The sequence below is a fragment of the Actinomycetospora sp. genome (genome assembly GCF_036497245.1).
GTDB lineage: Bacteria > Actinomycetota > Actinomycetes > Mycobacteriales > Pseudonocardiaceae > Actinomycetospora.
In genome coordinates this window covers 1-15816 of sequence record NZ_DASXJS010000262.1, presented here as the reverse complement: position 1 = coordinate 15816, position 15816 = coordinate 1, and the positions used below count along the sequence as shown (strand labels likewise).

14 protein-coding genes and 1 pseudogene are annotated in these 15816 nt (G+C 74.0%); 5 read left to right on the top strand and 10 right to left on the bottom strand.

What is annotated here, in order from left to right; all coding sequences use genetic code 11:
* Window positions 1-352: 352 nt before the first annotated feature.
* Both VGI02_RS26890 and VGI02_RS26885 read left to right on the top strand, forming a co-directional pair.
* Complete coding sequence (locus VGI02_RS26890) at window positions 353-646, top strand: hypothetical protein (RefSeq protein ID WP_331632762.1); 294 nt, start codon at window positions 353-355, stop codon at window positions 644-646.
* Window positions 643-2049: an alpha/beta hydrolase gene (locus VGI02_RS26885; protein ID WP_331632760.1), complete on the top strand. Its 1407-nt coding sequence runs from the start codon at window positions 643-645 to the stop codon at window positions 2047-2049. Before VGI02_RS26890 ends, VGI02_RS26885 begins: the two co-directional genes overlap by 4 nt.
* Window positions 2050-2135: 86 nt before the next feature.
* Here VGI02_RS26885 and VGI02_RS26880 read toward each other — a convergent pair whose 3' ends face one another.
* A complete protein-coding gene (locus VGI02_RS26880; protein WP_331632758.1) occupies window positions 2136-2948 on the bottom strand; it encodes a hypothetical protein in 813 nt (270 codons plus the stop codon).
* A gap of 115 nt (window positions 2949-3063) precedes the next feature.
* Between VGI02_RS26880 and VGI02_RS26875 the strand changes: the two genes are divergently transcribed.
* Both VGI02_RS26875 and VGI02_RS26870 read left to right on the top strand, forming a co-directional pair.
* Window positions 3064-3594 carry a peptidylprolyl isomerase gene (locus VGI02_RS26875; protein ID WP_331632756.1) on the top strand — a complete coding sequence of 177 codons (531 nt, stop codon included), beginning with the start codon at window positions 3064-3066 and terminating at the stop codon, window positions 3592-3594.
* A 58-nt stretch (window positions 3595-3652) separates the two neighbouring features.
* Complete coding sequence (locus VGI02_RS26870) at window positions 3653-4549, top strand: rhomboid family intramembrane serine protease (protein WP_331632754.1); 897 nt, start codon at window positions 3653-3655, stop codon at window positions 4547-4549.
* A gap of 33 nt (window positions 4550-4582) precedes the next feature.
* Here VGI02_RS26870 and VGI02_RS26865 read toward each other — a convergent pair.
* Both VGI02_RS26865 and crgA read right to left on the bottom strand, forming a co-directional pair.
* Window positions 4583-4861 (bottom strand): annotated as a pseudogene (locus VGI02_RS26865) (PH domain-containing protein); the annotation flags it as partial.
* Window positions 4862-5077: 216 nt separating this feature from the next.
* Complete coding sequence (gene crgA, locus VGI02_RS26860; RefSeq protein WP_331632752.1) at window positions 5078-5335, bottom strand: cell division protein CrgA; 258 nt, start codon at window positions 5333-5335, stop codon at window positions 5078-5080.
* Between the two features lie 169 nt (window positions 5336-5504).
* Here crgA and VGI02_RS26855 point away from each other — a divergent pair, with 169 nt between their 5' ends.
* Window positions 5505-6155, top strand: a complete 651-nt coding sequence (locus tag VGI02_RS26855) for an aminodeoxychorismate/anthranilate synthase component II (protein WP_331632750.1) — start codon at window positions 5505-5507, stop codon at window positions 6153-6155.
* 16 nt (window positions 6156-6171) lie between these two features.
* Here VGI02_RS26855 and pknB read toward each other — a convergent pair whose 3' ends face one another.
* The 7 genes from pknB to VGI02_RS26820 form a co-directional block, all read right to left on the bottom strand.
* Window positions 6172-8190, bottom strand: coding sequence for a Stk1 family PASTA domain-containing Ser/Thr kinase (gene pknB / locus VGI02_RS26850; protein WP_331632748.1), 2019 nt, complete (start codon window positions 8188-8190; stop codon window positions 6172-6174).
* Window positions 8187-9596: a protein kinase domain-containing protein gene (locus VGI02_RS26845; protein WP_331632746.1), complete on the bottom strand. Its 1410-nt coding sequence runs from the start codon at window positions 9594-9596 to the stop codon at window positions 8187-8189. The genes pknB and VGI02_RS26845 overlap by 4 nt, the downstream gene beginning before the upstream one ends.
* 4 nt (window positions 9597-9600) lie before the next feature.
* On the bottom strand, window positions 9601-11079 hold the full coding sequence (locus VGI02_RS26840) for a peptidoglycan D,D-transpeptidase FtsI family protein (RefSeq protein WP_331632744.1): 1479 nt from the start codon (window positions 11077-11079) through the stop codon (window positions 9601-9603).
* Complete coding sequence (locus tag VGI02_RS26835; RefSeq protein ID WP_331632742.1) at window positions 11076-12872, bottom strand: FtsW/RodA/SpoVE family cell cycle protein; 1797 nt, start codon at window positions 12870-12872, stop codon at window positions 11076-11078. The genes VGI02_RS26840 and VGI02_RS26835 overlap by 4 nt, the downstream gene beginning before the upstream one ends.
* Entirely contained in the window at window positions 12872-14272 is a 1401-nt protein-coding gene (locus VGI02_RS26830) for a PP2C family protein-serine/threonine phosphatase (protein ID WP_331632741.1), read from the bottom strand. Before VGI02_RS26830 ends, VGI02_RS26835 begins: the two co-directional genes overlap by 1 nt.
* Window positions 14273-14384: 112 nt before the next feature.
* The gene (locus tag VGI02_RS26825) at window positions 14385-14867 is read right to left on the bottom strand and encodes an FHA domain-containing protein FhaB/FipA (RefSeq protein WP_331632740.1); all 483 of its coding nucleotides are present in this window, start codon (window positions 14865-14867) and stop codon (window positions 14385-14387) included.
* A gap of 12 nt (window positions 14868-14879) precedes the next feature.
* Window positions 14880-15816, bottom strand: a 937-nt coding sequence (locus VGI02_RS26820; RefSeq protein ID WP_331632739.1) for an FHA domain-containing protein, incomplete at its 5' end; no start/stop codon positions are given.

Genomic DNA, 15816 nt, shown 5'->3' with positions numbered 1-15816 from the left:
GGCGGGTCCGTGGCCGCGGAATCCCGCGACAAGGTGGGCCGTACCGGTCGGCTGGGACGGGGTGGACGTGGGCGGCGGGCGACCAGCGCTGGCGAGGGGCACGTGGCGCAGGTTCAGCGGCGCTGTGGGGTGCGTGGTGTGCCCCTCGTGGGACGGCGCGGCGGCGGCAGGCCCAGCGGCGACGGGGGCCCGTCGGGCGTGACGGAGGTGAGGCGGCGTCGGGCTGGGGCGCACGCCCGAGGGTTCCGCAGGACGGAGCAGCGAGGCGTCCCCACCGGCACCGCGGACCCGGTTGTCCCCAGGCCCGGCGAGCCCGCGGAACCGGGAGCGGGTCCGCGGACGTCCGACGGGCATGAACGGATTCACGAACCCCACGGACGCGGTGCGCGACGCCGTCGAGGAGATCGAGGAGGCGGTCGGTGAGGCGGGGACCGCGGCGCGCGGGATGGTCACCGCCCTCCGGGCGCTCGCGGCGGCCGTGCCCGGGACCCGGGCGGCGGAGCACGCCACCGCGCTGGCCGCGACCTGGGCCGCCGACGCCGCCAGGTGGACCGACACCGCGCGAAAGCTCGGCGACGCCCTCGAGGCCGGGGCCGCCGACCAGGAGGTCGCGGAGGAGGCACTGGCGGCCTCCTTCGGCCGGTGACGACCCCGCTCGCCGGACCCGCCCGCGACCTCGAGGTCGCGGTGGCGGGCTGGGAGCGGGCGGTGTTCGCCGTCGCGTTGCCCGACGGCTGGTCCGGGGCGGCCGCCGACGCGGCCCGAGGAGCGCACGCCCGGCTCGTCGACCGCGGCGCAGCCCTGCTCGACCGGGCCCGGCGCCTGTCCGCGGTGCTCACCGACGTGGCGCTCACCGCGACCCTCCCGCTCGACGCGGCGCTCGACGCCCGGCTGGTGGGGGCACTCGTCGCGGCAGGCAGGGTCGGGCCCGGGCCGGTGGGCGCGCCCGTCGACGGTCCCGTCCCGATCGCCGTGGCGCACTGGTGGGGATCGCTGCGCCGGGAGGAGCGCGACCGGTTGACGGCCGGGCGTCCCGACCTCGTCGGCGCGCTCGACGGCATCCCGGCGCGCGACCGCGACCGGGCGAACCGGATCCGCCTCGCGACGGCCCGGCGCGACGGCGAGGCCGAGGAGGCGGCCCTGGACCTCGCGCGGGACGGGGCGAGCGGGTTCGCCGCCCTGCAGGACGTCGAGGCCCGTCTCGCCGAGGTCCGGGCCCGTCTGGGCCGCCTCGCCGCGGTCGACGCCGCCGCCGCGGCCCCGGGGCACGAGCTGCTCGCCCTCGACCCCGTGAGCGGTCGCGCGGCGGTGGCCACCGGGGACACCGACGACGCCCGGCACGTGGGGGTGTTCGTCCCGGGATTCACCGCGCGGGCCGAGGACCTCCCCGGGCGGATCGCGGAGCTCGACGCCGTCGCGGCCCGCGCGGGCCCGGACGCCGCGATGGTGGCCTGGTACGACTACGCGGCGCCGCAGTGGTCCGAGGTCGCCGATCCGCCGCGGTCGGTACTGGGGACGGGGCCCGCGTCGGTCGGCGCGACGCGGCTCGCGTCGTTCGTGGCCGGCCTCGACGCGGCCCGCCCCGACGACCCGGCGCACGTGACGGTGCTGGGCCACTCCTACGGGTCGGTCACCGTCGCGCAGGCCCTGCCCGCCGCGCACGGGGTCGACGACGTGGTCCTGCTCGGCTCGCCGGGCGTCACGCCCGCGCCGGTGCGCCCCGGCCACGTCTGGGTCGCGGAGGCCCGCGGCGACCCGGTCGCCGACGCGGGCTGGTTCGGACCGGACACGAACTCCTCGCCGGAGGTCCGCGGGATGTCGACGACGCCACAGCCCGCCCGCGGCGGGGCGTCCGGGAGCGCGCTCCCGGCGAGCGACGGCTCCCGGGGGCACGGGGAGTACCTGCGCCCGGGCACGACGAGTGCCGAAGGGGTCGCCGCGGTCGTCGGCGGGCGGGGGGCGGACGTCGCCCCGGACCGCACCGTGGGGGCCGGGGACCGGCTGCGGGCGATCCTCGGCCCGGACCGGGCGCTACGGCCCGGCGGGTGAGCGGAGGAACCCCGGACACACCCGCGGCCGGTCAGGACCCGTCGTCCGGGACCTGACCGGCCGCGAGGAGGACCGGGTGCGGTGCGTCAGTTCTTCGCGCCGCCCGCCGGCTTGCTGCTTCCGGTGGTGCCGTTCGTGCTCGGCTTCGGCGAGACCGCGTCGGTCGGCGCCTTCGGCGGGACGATGCCGCCGTCCTCCGACGGGTCCGGCACGGCGCCTGCCTTGGCCGCCGGAGTGTCCTTCGAGGCACCCGGCGTCGGGCTCGGCTTCGGCCGCGGCGCCGGCGGGGGCGGCGGCGGGAGCTCGGGTGCCTTGCGGGTCGCGACCACCGCAATGCCGGCACCCAGGATTCCGAGCACCAGCCAGAGGCCCCAGCGACGGCGCTTCTTCTTCGGCTCCTCGGGCTCGATACGCGCCGCGAGGTCCTTGCGGGCGGTGGTCAGGCCCTCCTCGAGGGAGCCCCGGACCGAGTCGCCGAGGTCGCGCAGCTCGCCGACGCTGCTCGGCAGCGACGAGGACTCGAGCGCCTTGCGCGCGTCCTTGGCGTAGACCTTGGCCTGCTTGCGGGCCACCTTGCCGGCCTGGTTCGCGCGGCGACGGGTCTCCGCGCGGGCCTCGTGGGCGCGCTTGCGCGCCTCACCCTGCGCCTCCTCGGCCCGCTTGCGGGCGTCGGCGCGGGCGTCGAGGACGCGCTGGCGGGCGTCGTCGGCGGCCTTGCGGACGTCCTTGCGGACGTCGGCGCGCTTCTTCGCGCCCTCCTTCCGCGCCTTCTCACGGTCCTTGCGGGCCTGGGCGGCGGCCTTCTCGGCGTGCTTGGCCGCCTTCTTGCGCGCGCGGCGACCTTCCTTGCGCAGATCGTCCAGGTCTTCCCTGGCTCCGATCACGGTCTTGCTGCTCAACGGCGACACCTCACTCCTCGGTGGCGGCTCACTATGCCCGCCATTCCCCTGTCTGCAAGTGCCCGACCCGCCGGTGCGTCACACCCGCTACACCGACGGTGGCACCATGACGCCCGTGACGAATGCCGAGAACGGGCCGACCGCGACGCTGCACACCTCGAACGGCGACATCAGCGTCAACCTCTTCCCCGATCAGGCCCCGAAGACCGTGGCGAACTTCGTGGGACTCGCGACCGGTGAAGGTCAGTACAGCGAGCCGAACGCGAAGGGCTCGTCGAACGGGCCGTTCTACGACGGCACGATCTTCCACCGCGTGATCGCGGGCTTCATGCTCCAGACCGGGGATCCCACCGGAACGGGTCGCGGGGGACCGGGCTACAAGTTCGCCGACGAGTTCCACCCGGACCTGCGCTTCGACCGCCCCTACCTGCTCGCGATGGCGAACGCCGGGCCCGGCACCAACGGTTCGCAGTTCTTCATCACCGTCGCGCCGACCACCTGGCTGAACCGCAAGCACACCATCTTCGGTGAGGTCGCGGACCAGACCTCGCGCGACGTCGTCGACGCCATCGCGGCCGCCGCGACGGGCCCGGGGGACCGCCCGGTGTCCGACATCGTGATCGAGACCGTCGAGATCACCCGCTGAGTACGGGGACACGACGGATCCGACGGCACCGTCACCGGATGGTCCGGACAATGGGGGCATGACCGTTCCCGCGGCCGGGCCGCCGCACCAGGCGGACACGCAGGTCTGCGTCCGCCATCCCGACCGCCCGACGGGCCTGCGCTGCACCCGCTGCGACCGACCGGCGTGCCCGCAGTGCCTCCGCGAGGCCGCCGTGGGCATGCAGTGCGTGGACTGCGTGTCCGCGGGCGCGCGCAGCACACCGCGGGCCCGGCGGCGGGTCGGCAGTGCGACCCCGGTCGTCGTCCCCGCGCTCATCGCGGTCAACGTCGCGGTCTTCCTGCTGACCGCGATCGACGCAGGCAGCGTGGCGGACAACGCCTCGGGTGCGGTCTTCGACGCCACCGCCCTCGCCCCGATCCAGGTGGCGGGCGGCGGTTGGTGGCGCCTGGTGACCTCCGGCTTCCTGCACATCGGACCGCTGCACCTGCTGTTCAACATGATCGCGCTGTGGTTCATCGGCCGGGACATCGAACTGGTGCTGGGCCGGTTGCGCTTCTCGGTGCTCTACGGCGCGTCGCTGCTGGGCGGCTCGGCGGCCGTGATGCTGTTCGGCAGCCCCACCGGTGCCGTCGCCGGGGCGTCGGGCGCGATCTTCGGGCTGATGGGGGCACTCATCGTGCTGCTCCGGCGCCTGCAGCTCCCGATGACCTCCGCGCTCGTCATCGTGGGCCTCAACGTCGTGTTCTCGCTGACGTTCCCCGGCATCTCGCTGCTCGGTCACCTCGGCGGGCTCGTGGTCGGCGCGGTCGTGGCCGCGGGGATGGTGCACGGCCCGGCCCGGTCACGACCCTCGGTGGGGCTCGCCGTCGCCGGTGGGGTCGTCGCCGTCCTGCTCGTCGCGATCGTCCTGCGGGACCTGTCCTTCGGCTCGATCGTCTGCGACGCGGGCACCCTCTGCCGCGGCGGTTCCTGAGCGCACCCGCCCGGCGTCGGCCCGGTGGGCCTGGAGCGCCTCGGCGACGTCGACCGGGTCCGTGCCGAGCTCGAGCCGGCCGAGCACCAGCAGCCGCTCGCTGCCGTCGTCGTCACGGGCGTCGATCTCGAGGTAGGCGGCGGGCAGGCCGAGGCGGCGCATCCGCACCACCCGTACGGCGTCGACGCGCGCCCAGGGCCAGCTCCGGGTCGTCAGCACGCCGCGCAGCACGAGGGCGTCCTCGTCGGCGGCCAGCCGCGGTCGCGCGCGCAGGCCGACCAGCGCCGCTGCGCCGACCGCGACCCCGGCCACCCCGAGCAGCAGGCGGCCCGGCCCGTCGAGGGAGCCGGTGCGCACGCCGAGCGCGACCCACGCCAGCAGGCCGACGCCCGCCAGCAGCCCCACGACGACGGCGGGCACCGGGGCGGCCCACCGGCGAGCGGGCGCGTCGTCAGAGTTGTCCACAGGGTCCGTCCACAGTGGGGACGAATGACATTCGTGTAGTTCGCGGACCGTGCCGGGCCGGAGTCAGCGCCACTTCATCGTCATGAGCAGCGCGACCACGACGAGCCCGAACCCGATGAGGAAGTTGTAGCCCCCCAGCTCGGCCATGAAGGGGATCTTCTCGCCGGCGAGGTAGTTGACGACGAGCCAGGCGAGCCCGAGCAGGCCGATTCCGAGCATGATGAAGACGTAGGCCGGGTGCGAGGGGCCGGTGGACGTCGTGGCTGCGGCCTGCGGCGGCGGGGTGTAGGCCGGCTTGCGGCGGACCTTCGACTTGGGCACGGGATGCTCCGCTCGGGGACGGGGATGCGGTCTCGTCCGGCACGGGACGCGGGGTGCCCTCGGGCACGGCCCGCGCACCCGGGGACGTGGCGTGTGTCGGATTCCACGGTAGCCCAGGCGCCGAAGCGGCCGGACCCGCGTCGCCCGGGTGGACCGTAGGCTGGGCGTCGTGCGGGTCCTCGTCGTCGACAACTACGACAGCTTCGTCTACAACCTCGTCCAGTACCTGGCCCAGCTGGGGGCGGAGCCCGTGGTGCGTCGCAACGACGCCGCGGACGTCCTCGACCTCGCCGACGAGGTGGACGGCGTGCTCGTGAGCCCCGGACCGGGGACCCCGCGCGAGGCCGGACGCAGCATCGAGGTCATCAGGCGCTGTGCCGCGGCCGGTCGCCCGATGCTCGGTGTCTGCCTCGGGCACCAGGCCCTCGGCGAGGCCTTCGGCGCCGTGGTCGAGCGCGCGCCGGAACTGCGCCACGGCAAGACCTCGAGCGTGCACCACGGCGGGGCGGGGGTGCTGGCGGGACTGCCCGACCCCTTCACCGCGACGCGGTACCACTCGCTCACCGTGCGGCCCGACTCGGTGCCCGACGAGCTGGAGGCCACCGGCTGGACCTCCGACGGCGTGCTCATGGCGATGCGGCACCGCACGCTGTCGCTCGAGGGCGTGCAGTTCCACCCGGAGTCGGTCCTCACCGAGGACGGGCACCGGATGCTGGCCTCGTGGATGGCCGTCTGCGGTCATCCGGTGGCCGACACGCTCGTCGAGGACCTGGTGCGCGACGTCCGCGCCCTGGCCCTCGCCGCCGCGCCCCCCGCGTAGGGGGCGCCGCGGCGAGCTAGTTGCCCGGGAAGAGGCCGCCGCCGCTGCCGGTCCCGTCGCCGCCGGTGTTCCCGCCGAAGACCCCGCCGTTGCCGTTGCCGTTCCCGTTGCCCCCGTTGCCGCCGCCGTTGAAGCGGCCGACGGTCACCGTGATCGTGTCCTTGGCGCTGGCCTGGGTGCCCGCCGTCGGGCTCTGGCTCAGGACCTTGCCGTCCTGGCTCGGGTCCTCGATGTCGGTCGGGTTGGTCTGGAGGTTCCCGCTGAAACCGGCCGCGGCCAGCGCGGACAGCGCCTCGGCCTGCGACTTCCCGACGATGGACGGCACCTGCAGCTGGTTGCCCTTCGAGACCGACAGCGTGACCTTCGATCCCTGCGCCACGGTCGAGCCGGCCGACGGCGAGGTGGAGATGACCGTGCCCGGCTTGCCGCCGCCGTCGACCTGGGTGGCGGTGACGTCCAGCCCGACCCCCTCGAGGGTCTGCGTCGCGGTCGCCTGGTCCTGGTTGGTGACGTCGGGCAGGCGCAGGGTGGGACGCGCCTGGCCGAGGGTGAGCTGGATGGGGGTGCCCGGCGCCACGGGGGTCTGGGGCGTCGGGTCCTGCGCGAGGACCTTGCCCACCTGCGACGGATCGTCGACCTGGCGTTGCTGCGGCACCGAGGTGAGGGTCAGCCCGGCCGCCTGGGCCATCTGCTGGGCCTGGTCGGCGGTCTGCCCCACCAGTTGCGGCGTGGGGACCCGGTCGGGCCCGCGGCCGACCCGCAGGGCGACGACGGTGTCCGGCTGCACCTGGGTGCCCGCCCCCGGATCGGTGCCGAGCACCCGACCCACCTGCCCCTGATCCGAGGCGACCTGGACCAGGTTGGGCCGCAGGCCCGCCCCGGTCAGGGTCCGGAGGGCGACGTCCTGGGGCTGGTTGGTGACGTCGGGGATCGCGAACTGTCGGTTGGACGGCGACGTCAGCCAGAACAGCCCGCCCAGCACGGCGGCGAGCAGCACGATGCCGCCGATGATCGCGTTGCGCTTCCGGCGCCGCGAGCGCCGGACCTCCTCCTGCTCGGCCTGCCACGCGGCGAAGTCGCCCGCGTCGGTCGCGGGTCCGGTGGCGTACGCCGGGCCGACCGCCTGCGTCGGGCCGGTCTGGTTCATGTAGTCGGTGCGCTCGTCGTCCGACATGACGAGCGGGGCCTCGACGGGCTCGCCCTGCAGCGCCCGGATCAGGTCGTCGCGCATCTCGCCCGCGGTCTGGTACCGGTTGTACGGGTTCTTCGCGAGCGCCTTGAGCGTGATCGCGTCGAGGGCCGCGGGCACCGCGGGATTGACCTCCGACGGCGCCTTGGGGTCCTCGCGGACGTGCTGGTAGGCCACCGCGACCGGCGAGTCCCCGGTGAACGGGGGGTTCCCGGTGAGCAGCTCGAAGATCACGCACCCGGTGGCGTAGACGTCCGAGCGGGCGTCCACCGACTCACCGCGGGCCTGCTCCGGCGAGAGGTACTGCGCGGTGCCGATGACCGCGGCGGTCTGGGTCACCGCGGGCTGGGCGTCCGAGAGCGCCCGCGCGATGCCGAAGTCCATCACCTTGACCGCCCCGGCCGGGGTGATCATGACGTTGGCCGGCTTCACGTCGCGGTGGATGATCCCGTAGCGGTGGGAGAAGTCGAGCGCCGAGCACACGTCGGCGATGACCTCGCAGACCCGGTGCGGTTCCATCGGGCCACCGGTCTTGACGATGTCGCGCAGCGTCCGGCCTGCGACGTACTCCATGACGATGTAGGGCAGCGGGATGTCGTCCGCCCAGGTCTCGCCGGTGTCGTACACCGCGACGATCGCCGGGTGGTTGAGCGCCGCCGAGTTCTGGGCCTCGCGCTGGAAGCGGATCTGGAACTGTGGGTCGCGGGCGAGGTCGGCGCGCAGCACCTTGATGGCCACGTCGCGACCCAGGCGCACGTCCCGGCCGCCGTGGACCTCGGACATCCCGCCGTAGCCCAGCGCGGGCCCGAGCTCGTAGCGGTCGGACAGGAGGCGGGGAGTGGTCATCCGAACTCCTGACAGGTCACGGTGACGGTGTCCCCGCGGCGAACCTCGCCGGTGGGGGACACGTAGAGGACCCGGCAGGCTGACGGGTCGCTCGGCTTCGAGCCCAGGACGGTCCGGACGTCGGAGTCGAGGCCGTCCTGTCGCAGTGCGGCGACCGCCACCGAGGCGGGCCGCCCCACGTAATCGATGTTGCTGACCGTGATCGTGTTGCCCGACGCCGAACTCGTGGCCGTCGTCGTGCGGCTCGCCCGCGTGGTCGTGGTCGGCGCCGGGGTGGTCGTCGTCGTGGTCGGGGTGGCGACGGGAGCGGGCGGCGCGCTGGTCTCGGTGTTCGAGAGCAGCACGTAGCCCGCGACGGCGAGCAGCGCGACGACCAGGGCGATCGCGGCGACCGCGCCCCACGGGCCGCGGCGCCGCTGCGGCTGCTGGTCCTCCCAGCGGTCGCGGCGGGGCGGCGACGGCTGGGGCTCCCGCGTGGTGGCCGGGGCGATCCGCGTGGACGGGTTCACGGCCTCGGTCGCGGCCGTCGCCGCCCCCGGCCGGGGGAGCGGTTCGCCGCGGCGCACCGCGGACACGGCGCGCGCGAACTCGCCGCCGGTGGCGTAGCGACCGCGCGGGTCCTTCGTGAGGGTCAGCTCGATGAGCTGGCGCACCACCGGGGGCACGTCCGGCGGCAGCGGCGGCAGCGGGTCGCGGATGTGCATCATCGCGACCGTGACCGCGTTCTCGGAGAGGTAGGGCCGGCGGCCCGCGAGGCACTCGTAGCCGACGACGCCGAGGGAGTACACGTCCGACGCCGGGCCCGCGTCACCCCCGCCCGCCTGCTCGGGGGCGATGTAGTGCGCGGTGCCCATGACCATGCCGGAGCGGGTCACCGGGGCGGCGTCGACGGCCTTCGCGATCCCGAAGTCGGTGATCTTCACCTGGTTGCTCGGGGTCACCAGGATGTTGCCGGGCTTGACGTCACGGTGGACCAGCCCGCGCTCGTGCGCCGCGTCGAGCGCGTAGCCCGACTGCTCGAGGATGTCGAGGGTGAAGTCCACCCCGAGACGGCCGTGCACCGAGAGGAGCTGCGCGAGCGGGTCGCCCCGCACCAGCTCCATCACGAGGTAGGCCACCGGGACCTGGACGGTGCCGTTGGCCGTCGTCCAGTCGGTGGTGGTCTCGCCGTAGTCGTGGACCTGGGTGATGCCGGGGTTGTTCAGCGACGCGGCCGTGCGGGCCTCGGTGCGGAAGCGGTGCAGGAACTCCGGGTCCCCGGACAGCTCGGCTTTGAGGATCTTGACGGCGACGGTGCGGTCCAGGCGCGAGTCCTGGGCCTCCCAGACCTCGCCCATGCCACCGATCGCGATGCGGCGGCCGATCCGGTAGCGGTCGGCGAGCAAGGTGCCCGTGGTCGGAGCCATGGAGCTACCTCCCTCCCTGCTGCAGAGCGGCGGCGACGACCGCGCGACCGACCGGGCCCGCGACGGAGGAGCCGGTGGCGTCATCCCCGCGGTTCCCGCCCTTCTCGACGATCACCGAGACCGCGACCTGCGGGTCGGGCACGGGCCCGAACGCGTCGTACCAGGTGTGCGGCGGGCTGATCTTGGGGGTGGAGCCCCACTCGGCGGTGCCGGTCTTCGACGCGAGCTGGATGCCCGGGATCTTCCCGCCGCTGGTGCCGCCGTTCTCCGAGCCGATCATCAGCTGGGTCAGCGTCGAGGCGGTGTTCGTGGAGAACGCGCGTGACCCGCGGTCGGGATCGGTGGTGTCGACGACCGAGAGGTCCTGGCCCTGGATCTGGCTGACCAGGTGCGGCTGCATCGGGACTCCGCCGTTCGCGATGGTGCTCGTGATCATCGCGTTCTGGAGCGGGGTCATGCGGACGTCGCGCTGCCCGATCCCGGACTGCGCCAACGCGGCGCCGTCGCCGAGCTCGCCGACCGAGGACTCGGCGACCGGCATGGGCACGGTGAGGCCGGTGTTCTCCATGCCGAGTGCCGTGCCCATGGCCCGCAGCTTGTCCGCGCCGATCTGGTCGGCCAGCTGCGCGAACGGGCCGTTGCAGGACTTCGCGAACGCGACCGAGAACGGCACCGTCGGGCCCGAGCCGCAGGCCTCGCCGTTGTAGTTCTCCAGCGTGGTCACGCTGTCGGGCAGCGTGATCCGGGGCGCCGCGGTCACCGGCGACTGCGGCGTGATCGCGTTCGCCTCGAGCGCGGCGGCCGTGTTGACCAGCTTGAACGTCGACCCCGGGGGATACGTCGCGCTGATCGCCTTGTTGATCAGCGGGGAGTCCGAGCTGTTCGGGTCGAGCGCGTTCCAGGCGGCCTTCTGCGTCGGGCCGTCGTGGCTGGCGAGCGGGTTGGGGTCGAACGAGGGGGTCGACACCATCGCGAGGATCTCGCCGGTCTGCGGCCGGATCGCGACGACGCTGCCGCTGTAGCCCTTGGAGGTCATCGCGTCGTACGCGGCCTTCTGCACCTTCGGGTCGATCGTCAGCGCGACGTTGCCGCCCGCGGGCGCCCGGCCCGTCACCACGTCGGAGATGCGACGCACGAAGAGGCGGTCGTCCGAGCCGTTGAGCACCGAGTCCAGGGCGCGCTCGACGCCGGTCGTGCCGTAGACCTGGGAGTAGTAGCCGGTGATGGGCGCGTACATCGGGCCGTCGGAGTACTGACGCAGGTACTTCAGGCGGTCGTCGGTCGGCACGCTGGCCGCGAGCACGTCGCCGCCCGCGCTGATCTGACCGCGCTGGCGCGAGTACTCGTCGAGCAGGACGCGCTGGTTGTAGGGGTTCGCCTTGTAGTCGTCGGCCTTGACGACCTGGACCCAGGTGGCCTGGCCCAGCAGCAGCACGATCAGGCCCATGACCACGAGGGAGACCCGACGCAGCGGGGTGTTCACTCTCGGGTCCTCCTCCCGTCGTTGCGCTCGCTCGAGCGGGTCCTCCCGCGTGACGGCGGGGGAACGGCGCCGGGCCGGTGGGCCCCGGGTCCGGGCGGGACCTGGCCGGCCGGGCCGGGCGGGTTCTGGCCGGCCGGATGCGGGCCGGAGGGCATGAGCGGGCCACCCCGGGGCGGCGTGCTCCCCTCGGGCGGCGACGTCGTCCCGCCGTAGGGCGCACCCGCGGCCTCGTGCGGAGTGGCCGGGGAGCCCTGCGGCGGCGTGGCCGCCTCGCCCCGCGACACCATCTCGGTGTGCGCCTCGGCGAGCGGCTTGCGCGGAGCCTCCGGGGCGGCCCCGGGTTCCGGCTTCGCCTTGTCGCCGCCCGCGGGCTGGCGGGCGGCGTTGGACACCCGCAGCACGAGGGCCACGAGCGCGTAGTTCGCCACCAGCGACGACCCGCCGTAGGACATGAACGGCGCGGCCTGGCCGGTGTTCGGGATGAGGTCGATGACGCCGCCGCAGACCACGAACACCTGGATCATCAGGGCGAAGCCCAGGCCCGCGGCGAGGAGCTTGCCGAACGTGTCACGCACGGCGAGCGCGGTCCGCAGCGCGCGGGTCGAGATCAGCCCGTAGAGCAGCAGCAGCGCCATGAGCCCGACGAGGCCGAGCTCCTCACCCATGGACGTGAAGATGAAGTCGGTGCTCGACAGCGGCACGAGGTCCGGCCGCCCGGCGCCGAGGCCGGTGCCGAGCATGCCGCCGGTCGCGAGGCCGAACAGTCCCTGGGCGACCTGGAAGCTCGTGTTGGCCGGGTCGCCCAGCGGGTTGAGCCACACGTCGACGCGCAGCTGCACGCGGGACACGAACGTCCACGCCGCGAATGCGCCCGCCCCGAAGATGACCAGGCCGATGAGGACCCAGGACGACCGCTCGGTGGCCACGTAGATCATCGCGAGGACGATCCCGAAGAACATCAGCGAGGTGCCGAGGTCGGACTCGAAGACCAGGACGCCCATGGCCACGGCCCACGCGATGAGCAGCGGAGCGAGGTCGCGCGGGCGGGGGAAGGTCATGCCCAGGAAGTGCTTGCCCGCCGTCGTGAACAGCTCGCGCTTGGAGACGAGGAACCCCGCGAAGAAGACCGTCAGCAGGATCTTGGCGAACTCACCGGGCTGGATACCGACGCCGCCGATCCGGATCCAGATCTTCGCGCCGTTCACCTCGGACAGGGCCGAGGGCAGGATCGCGGGGAGCCCCAGCAGGATCAGGCCGACGAACCCGGCCGTGTAGCCGTACCGCGCGAGCGCGCGGTGGTCGTTCACCTTCCACATGACGACCACGAAGATCACCAGGCCGAGCGCGAGCCACTCGATCTGCTTCAGCGCGTCGGCGTCCGGGACCGGGTTGCCCAGCTGGATGGCCTTGGCGGCCTTGGCCAGGTCGATCCGGTGGATCATCACGAGGCCGAGCCCGTTGAGCAGGGCCGCGCACGGCAGCATCACCGGGTCCGCGTAGGGCGCGAACTTGCGGACGGCGATGTGCGCGGCGGCGAACAGCCCCAGGTAGGCCGCACCCAGGTACAGCAGGGTGAGCGTGAGCTCCTGGTTCTGGTTCGCCTCGACGAGGACGAGCGCGCCGGTCGTGATGACCGCGGCGAAGGCGAGCAGCGCCAGCTCGATCCCACGCCGGGTGGAGACGGCGGCGGCGACGATCGGGCGCAGGGCGGTGCGGTCCGCGGGCGCCTCGACGGCGGGGCGGGCGCTGCCGCTCCGTCCGCTGCCGGGCGCGGCCTGGGCGGGGCGGGCCATTACTGCACCCGGCGACAGTCGCGTCCCGGGACCTGCGGGGACGTGGACACGGTCGGCGGTGCCGCGGTGACGGCCGCGGGCGCCTGGGCTCCCGGTGCCGCGGCGGTCGTGGGGGCAGCGGCCTGCCCGGGTACCGCGGGGGTGCCCGGGGCGCCCGGGACCGCGGCGGGTGCCGGCGGCTTGCACGCCGGCAGCAGTTCGTCGGTGCGCAGGCGCTCGACGGTGCGGTGCGCGGAGTCGAGGTCGGAGGTCGGCAGCGAGTCGCCCTGGACGGACATCCGACCCACCTGGGTCAGGTCCCCGACCCGCAGACCGGTCTGCTCCGTCACGTCCTGGAGTTGCACGCCGAGCGCGCTGCCGCGCACGCCCTGGTAGATGACGACCTGATCCCCCGAGGCGCCGACGTAGTACTGCTGCGAGATCCAGAGGCGGGTGACGAGCAGCGCGAGGCCGGCCAGCACGATCACGCCGACGACGGCGAGCACCACCGCGAGCCGGGAGCGGCGCGGCTTGTTCCGGCTGCGCGCGGCGTCGCTGCGGGTGGGCAGCGGATCGGGGCGCGGGGTGGCCTCGGACCGGGTGAGGGTCGCCGCCGACGCACGCGCCGCGGCGGAGTCCCCGGGCGGTGGGTCCGCGCGGCCGTCGCCCGCGGCGCCGCCGTAGATCGGCTCGTCCTCGCCGTAGTCGACGTCGACGACGTCGGCGACGATGCACGTGACGTTGTCCGGCCCGCCGCCCTTGAGCGCGAGCTCGATGAGCCGGTCCGCGCAGCCCTGCGGGTCCCGGATGGTGAGCGCCTCCGCGATCGTCTCCGCGCTCACGACGCCGGAGAGGCCGTCGGAGCAGAGCAGGTAGCGGTCGCCGGAGCGCGCCTCGCGCACCGTCAGGGAGGGCTCGACGTCGTGGCCGGTGAGCGCGCGCAGCAGCAGCGAGCGCTGCGGGTGGCTCGCGGCCTCGTCCTCGGTGATCCGGCCCTCGTCGATGAGCGACTGCACGAAGGTGTCGTCGCGCGTGATCTGGGTGAGGACGCCGTCGCGGAAGAGATAGGCCCGCGAGTCGCCCACGTGGACCATGCCGAGCCTGGTGCCCGCGAACAGGACGGCGGTGAGCGTGGTGCCCATCCCGTCGAGGTCGGGCTCCTCGTTGACCAGCTCGGTGATGGCGTCGTTGCCCTGGGCGGTCGCCTCGGCGAGCTCGCCGAGCAGGTCGTCTCCCGGCTCGTCGTCGTCGAGGGGCACGAGCGCGGCGATGACCAGCTTGGAGGCCACCTCACCGGCCGCGTGGCCTCCCATGCCGTCCGCGAGCGCGAGGAGGCGAGGGCCCGCGTAGACCGAGTCCTGGTTGTTCTGCCGGACCAGGCCCCGGTCGCTGCGGGCGGAGTAGCGCAGCACCAGGGTCACGGGACGATCCTGCACTCACGGGCACGGACGACCTGCACCCGGGTCCGTGCGACGGGCGCGCTCGGAGCGCGGGCGGCGTGCGGGCGCCGATGCCCGCGTGCGGTGTCAGCCATCATGTACGGAGCTCGATCACGGTCTTGCCGATACGGATCGGCGTGCCCGGGGGCACCTTGGTGGGACCGGTCACCTTGGCGCGGTCGAGATAGGTGCCGTTGGTCGATCCGAGGTCCTCGACGTACCAGTCGTCACCGGACTGGGAGATGCGGGCGTGCCGGGTCGACGCGTAGTCGTCGTCGAGCACCAGCGTCGAGTCGTCAGCACGACCCAGCATGATCGGGCGACCGTCGAGTGCGATGCGGGTGCCCGCCAGCGCGCCCGCCGTCACGATCAACGCCTTCGGCCCGTTCGACCGACCCCCGCCGCGGCCCGGTTTCGCCGTCCCTCCTCCCTTGGAGGGTCGTCGGCCGGGCGCCGCGGCGCGCAGTCCGGACGCCGCGTACAGGTCCGAGCGCACGACCCGTAGCGCGGCGAAGACGAACAGCCAGAGCAGCGCGAGGAACGCGGCTCGGGTGAGCTGGAGGACGAGTTCGGGCACGAGGAGAGCGCGTCAGCCCTGGGCGCGGAACAGCAGCGCCGAGTGTCCGACCCGGATCGTGTCGCCGTCGGCGAGCTGCCAGGTCTGCACCGGGGTGCCGTTGACCGTCGTCCCGTTGGTGGACCCGAGGTCGGACAGGGTGGCCTGCTGGCCGTCCCAGCTGATCTCGAGGTGCCGGCGGGAGACCCCGGTGTCGGCGAGACGGAACTGCGCGTCCTGGCCGCGGCCGATGACGTTGGCGCCCGCGACGAGCTGGTACGAGCGGTTCGAGCCGTCGTCGAGGGTCAGGCTCGCCGTCATCTGGCGGGTCTGGACGCCGCCGTACCCGGGCTGCTGGCCGTACTGGTCGTAGCCCGGCTGCTGGCCGTACGGGTCGTACCCGCCCTGGCCGTACTGGCCGCCGTACTGGTCGTAGCCCTGCGGCTGGCCGTAGCCCGGCTGCGCGTAGCCCTGCTGCTGGCCGTAGGGGTCGTAGCCCTGCGGCTGGCCGTAGCCCTGCTGCTGGCCGTACGGGTCCTGCTGCTGGCCGTACGGGTCCTGCCCGTAGCCCTGCTGCGGGTAGCCCTGCTGCTGGCCGTACGGGTCCTGCCCGTAGCCCTGCTGCGGGTAACCCTGCTGCGGGTAGCCCTGCTGCTGGCCGTACGGGTCCTGCCCGTAGCCCTGCGGGGGATAGCCGCCCTGCTGCGGGTAACCCGGCTGCTGGGCGTACGGGTCCTGCGCGTAGCCCTGCTGCGGGTAGCCCTGCTGCTGGCCGTAGGGGTCCGGCTGGCCGTAGCCGCGCTGGTCCTGCTCTTCCGGGTAGCGACCGGGTGCCTGGCTCATGGGGTGCTCTCCTGCGGTTCGGGGGCTCGCGGTCCGCTGCCGCGACGCGTCGGGGTCAACGGACGACTTGGTGCGGAACTGTCCCGTGTGCAGCGCGTCGGAACGCTCCAGAGAGACTACGACCTCA

Bases quoted from the DNA above. Each gene is read 5' to 3' on its own strand.
- VGI02_RS26870 (WP_331632754.1), top strand. From the start codon at position 3,653: ATGACCGTTCCCGCGGCCGGGCCGCCGCACCAGGCGGACACGCAGGTC.
- pknB (WP_331632748.1), bottom strand. From the start codon at position 8,190: ATGACCACTCCCCGCCTCCTGTCCGACCGCTACGAGCTCGGGCCCGCG.
- VGI02_RS26845 (WP_331632746.1), bottom strand. From the start codon at position 9,596: ATGGCTCCGACCACGGGCACCTTGCTCGCCGACCGCTACCGGATCGGC.
- VGI02_RS26835 (WP_331632742.1), bottom strand. From the start codon at position 12,872: ATGGCCCGCCCCGCCCAGGCCGCGCCCGGCAGCGGACGGAGCGGCAGC.
- VGI02_RS26890 (WP_331632762.1), top strand. From the start codon at position 353: ATGAACGGATTCACGAACCCCACGGACGCGGTGCGCGACGCCGTCGAG.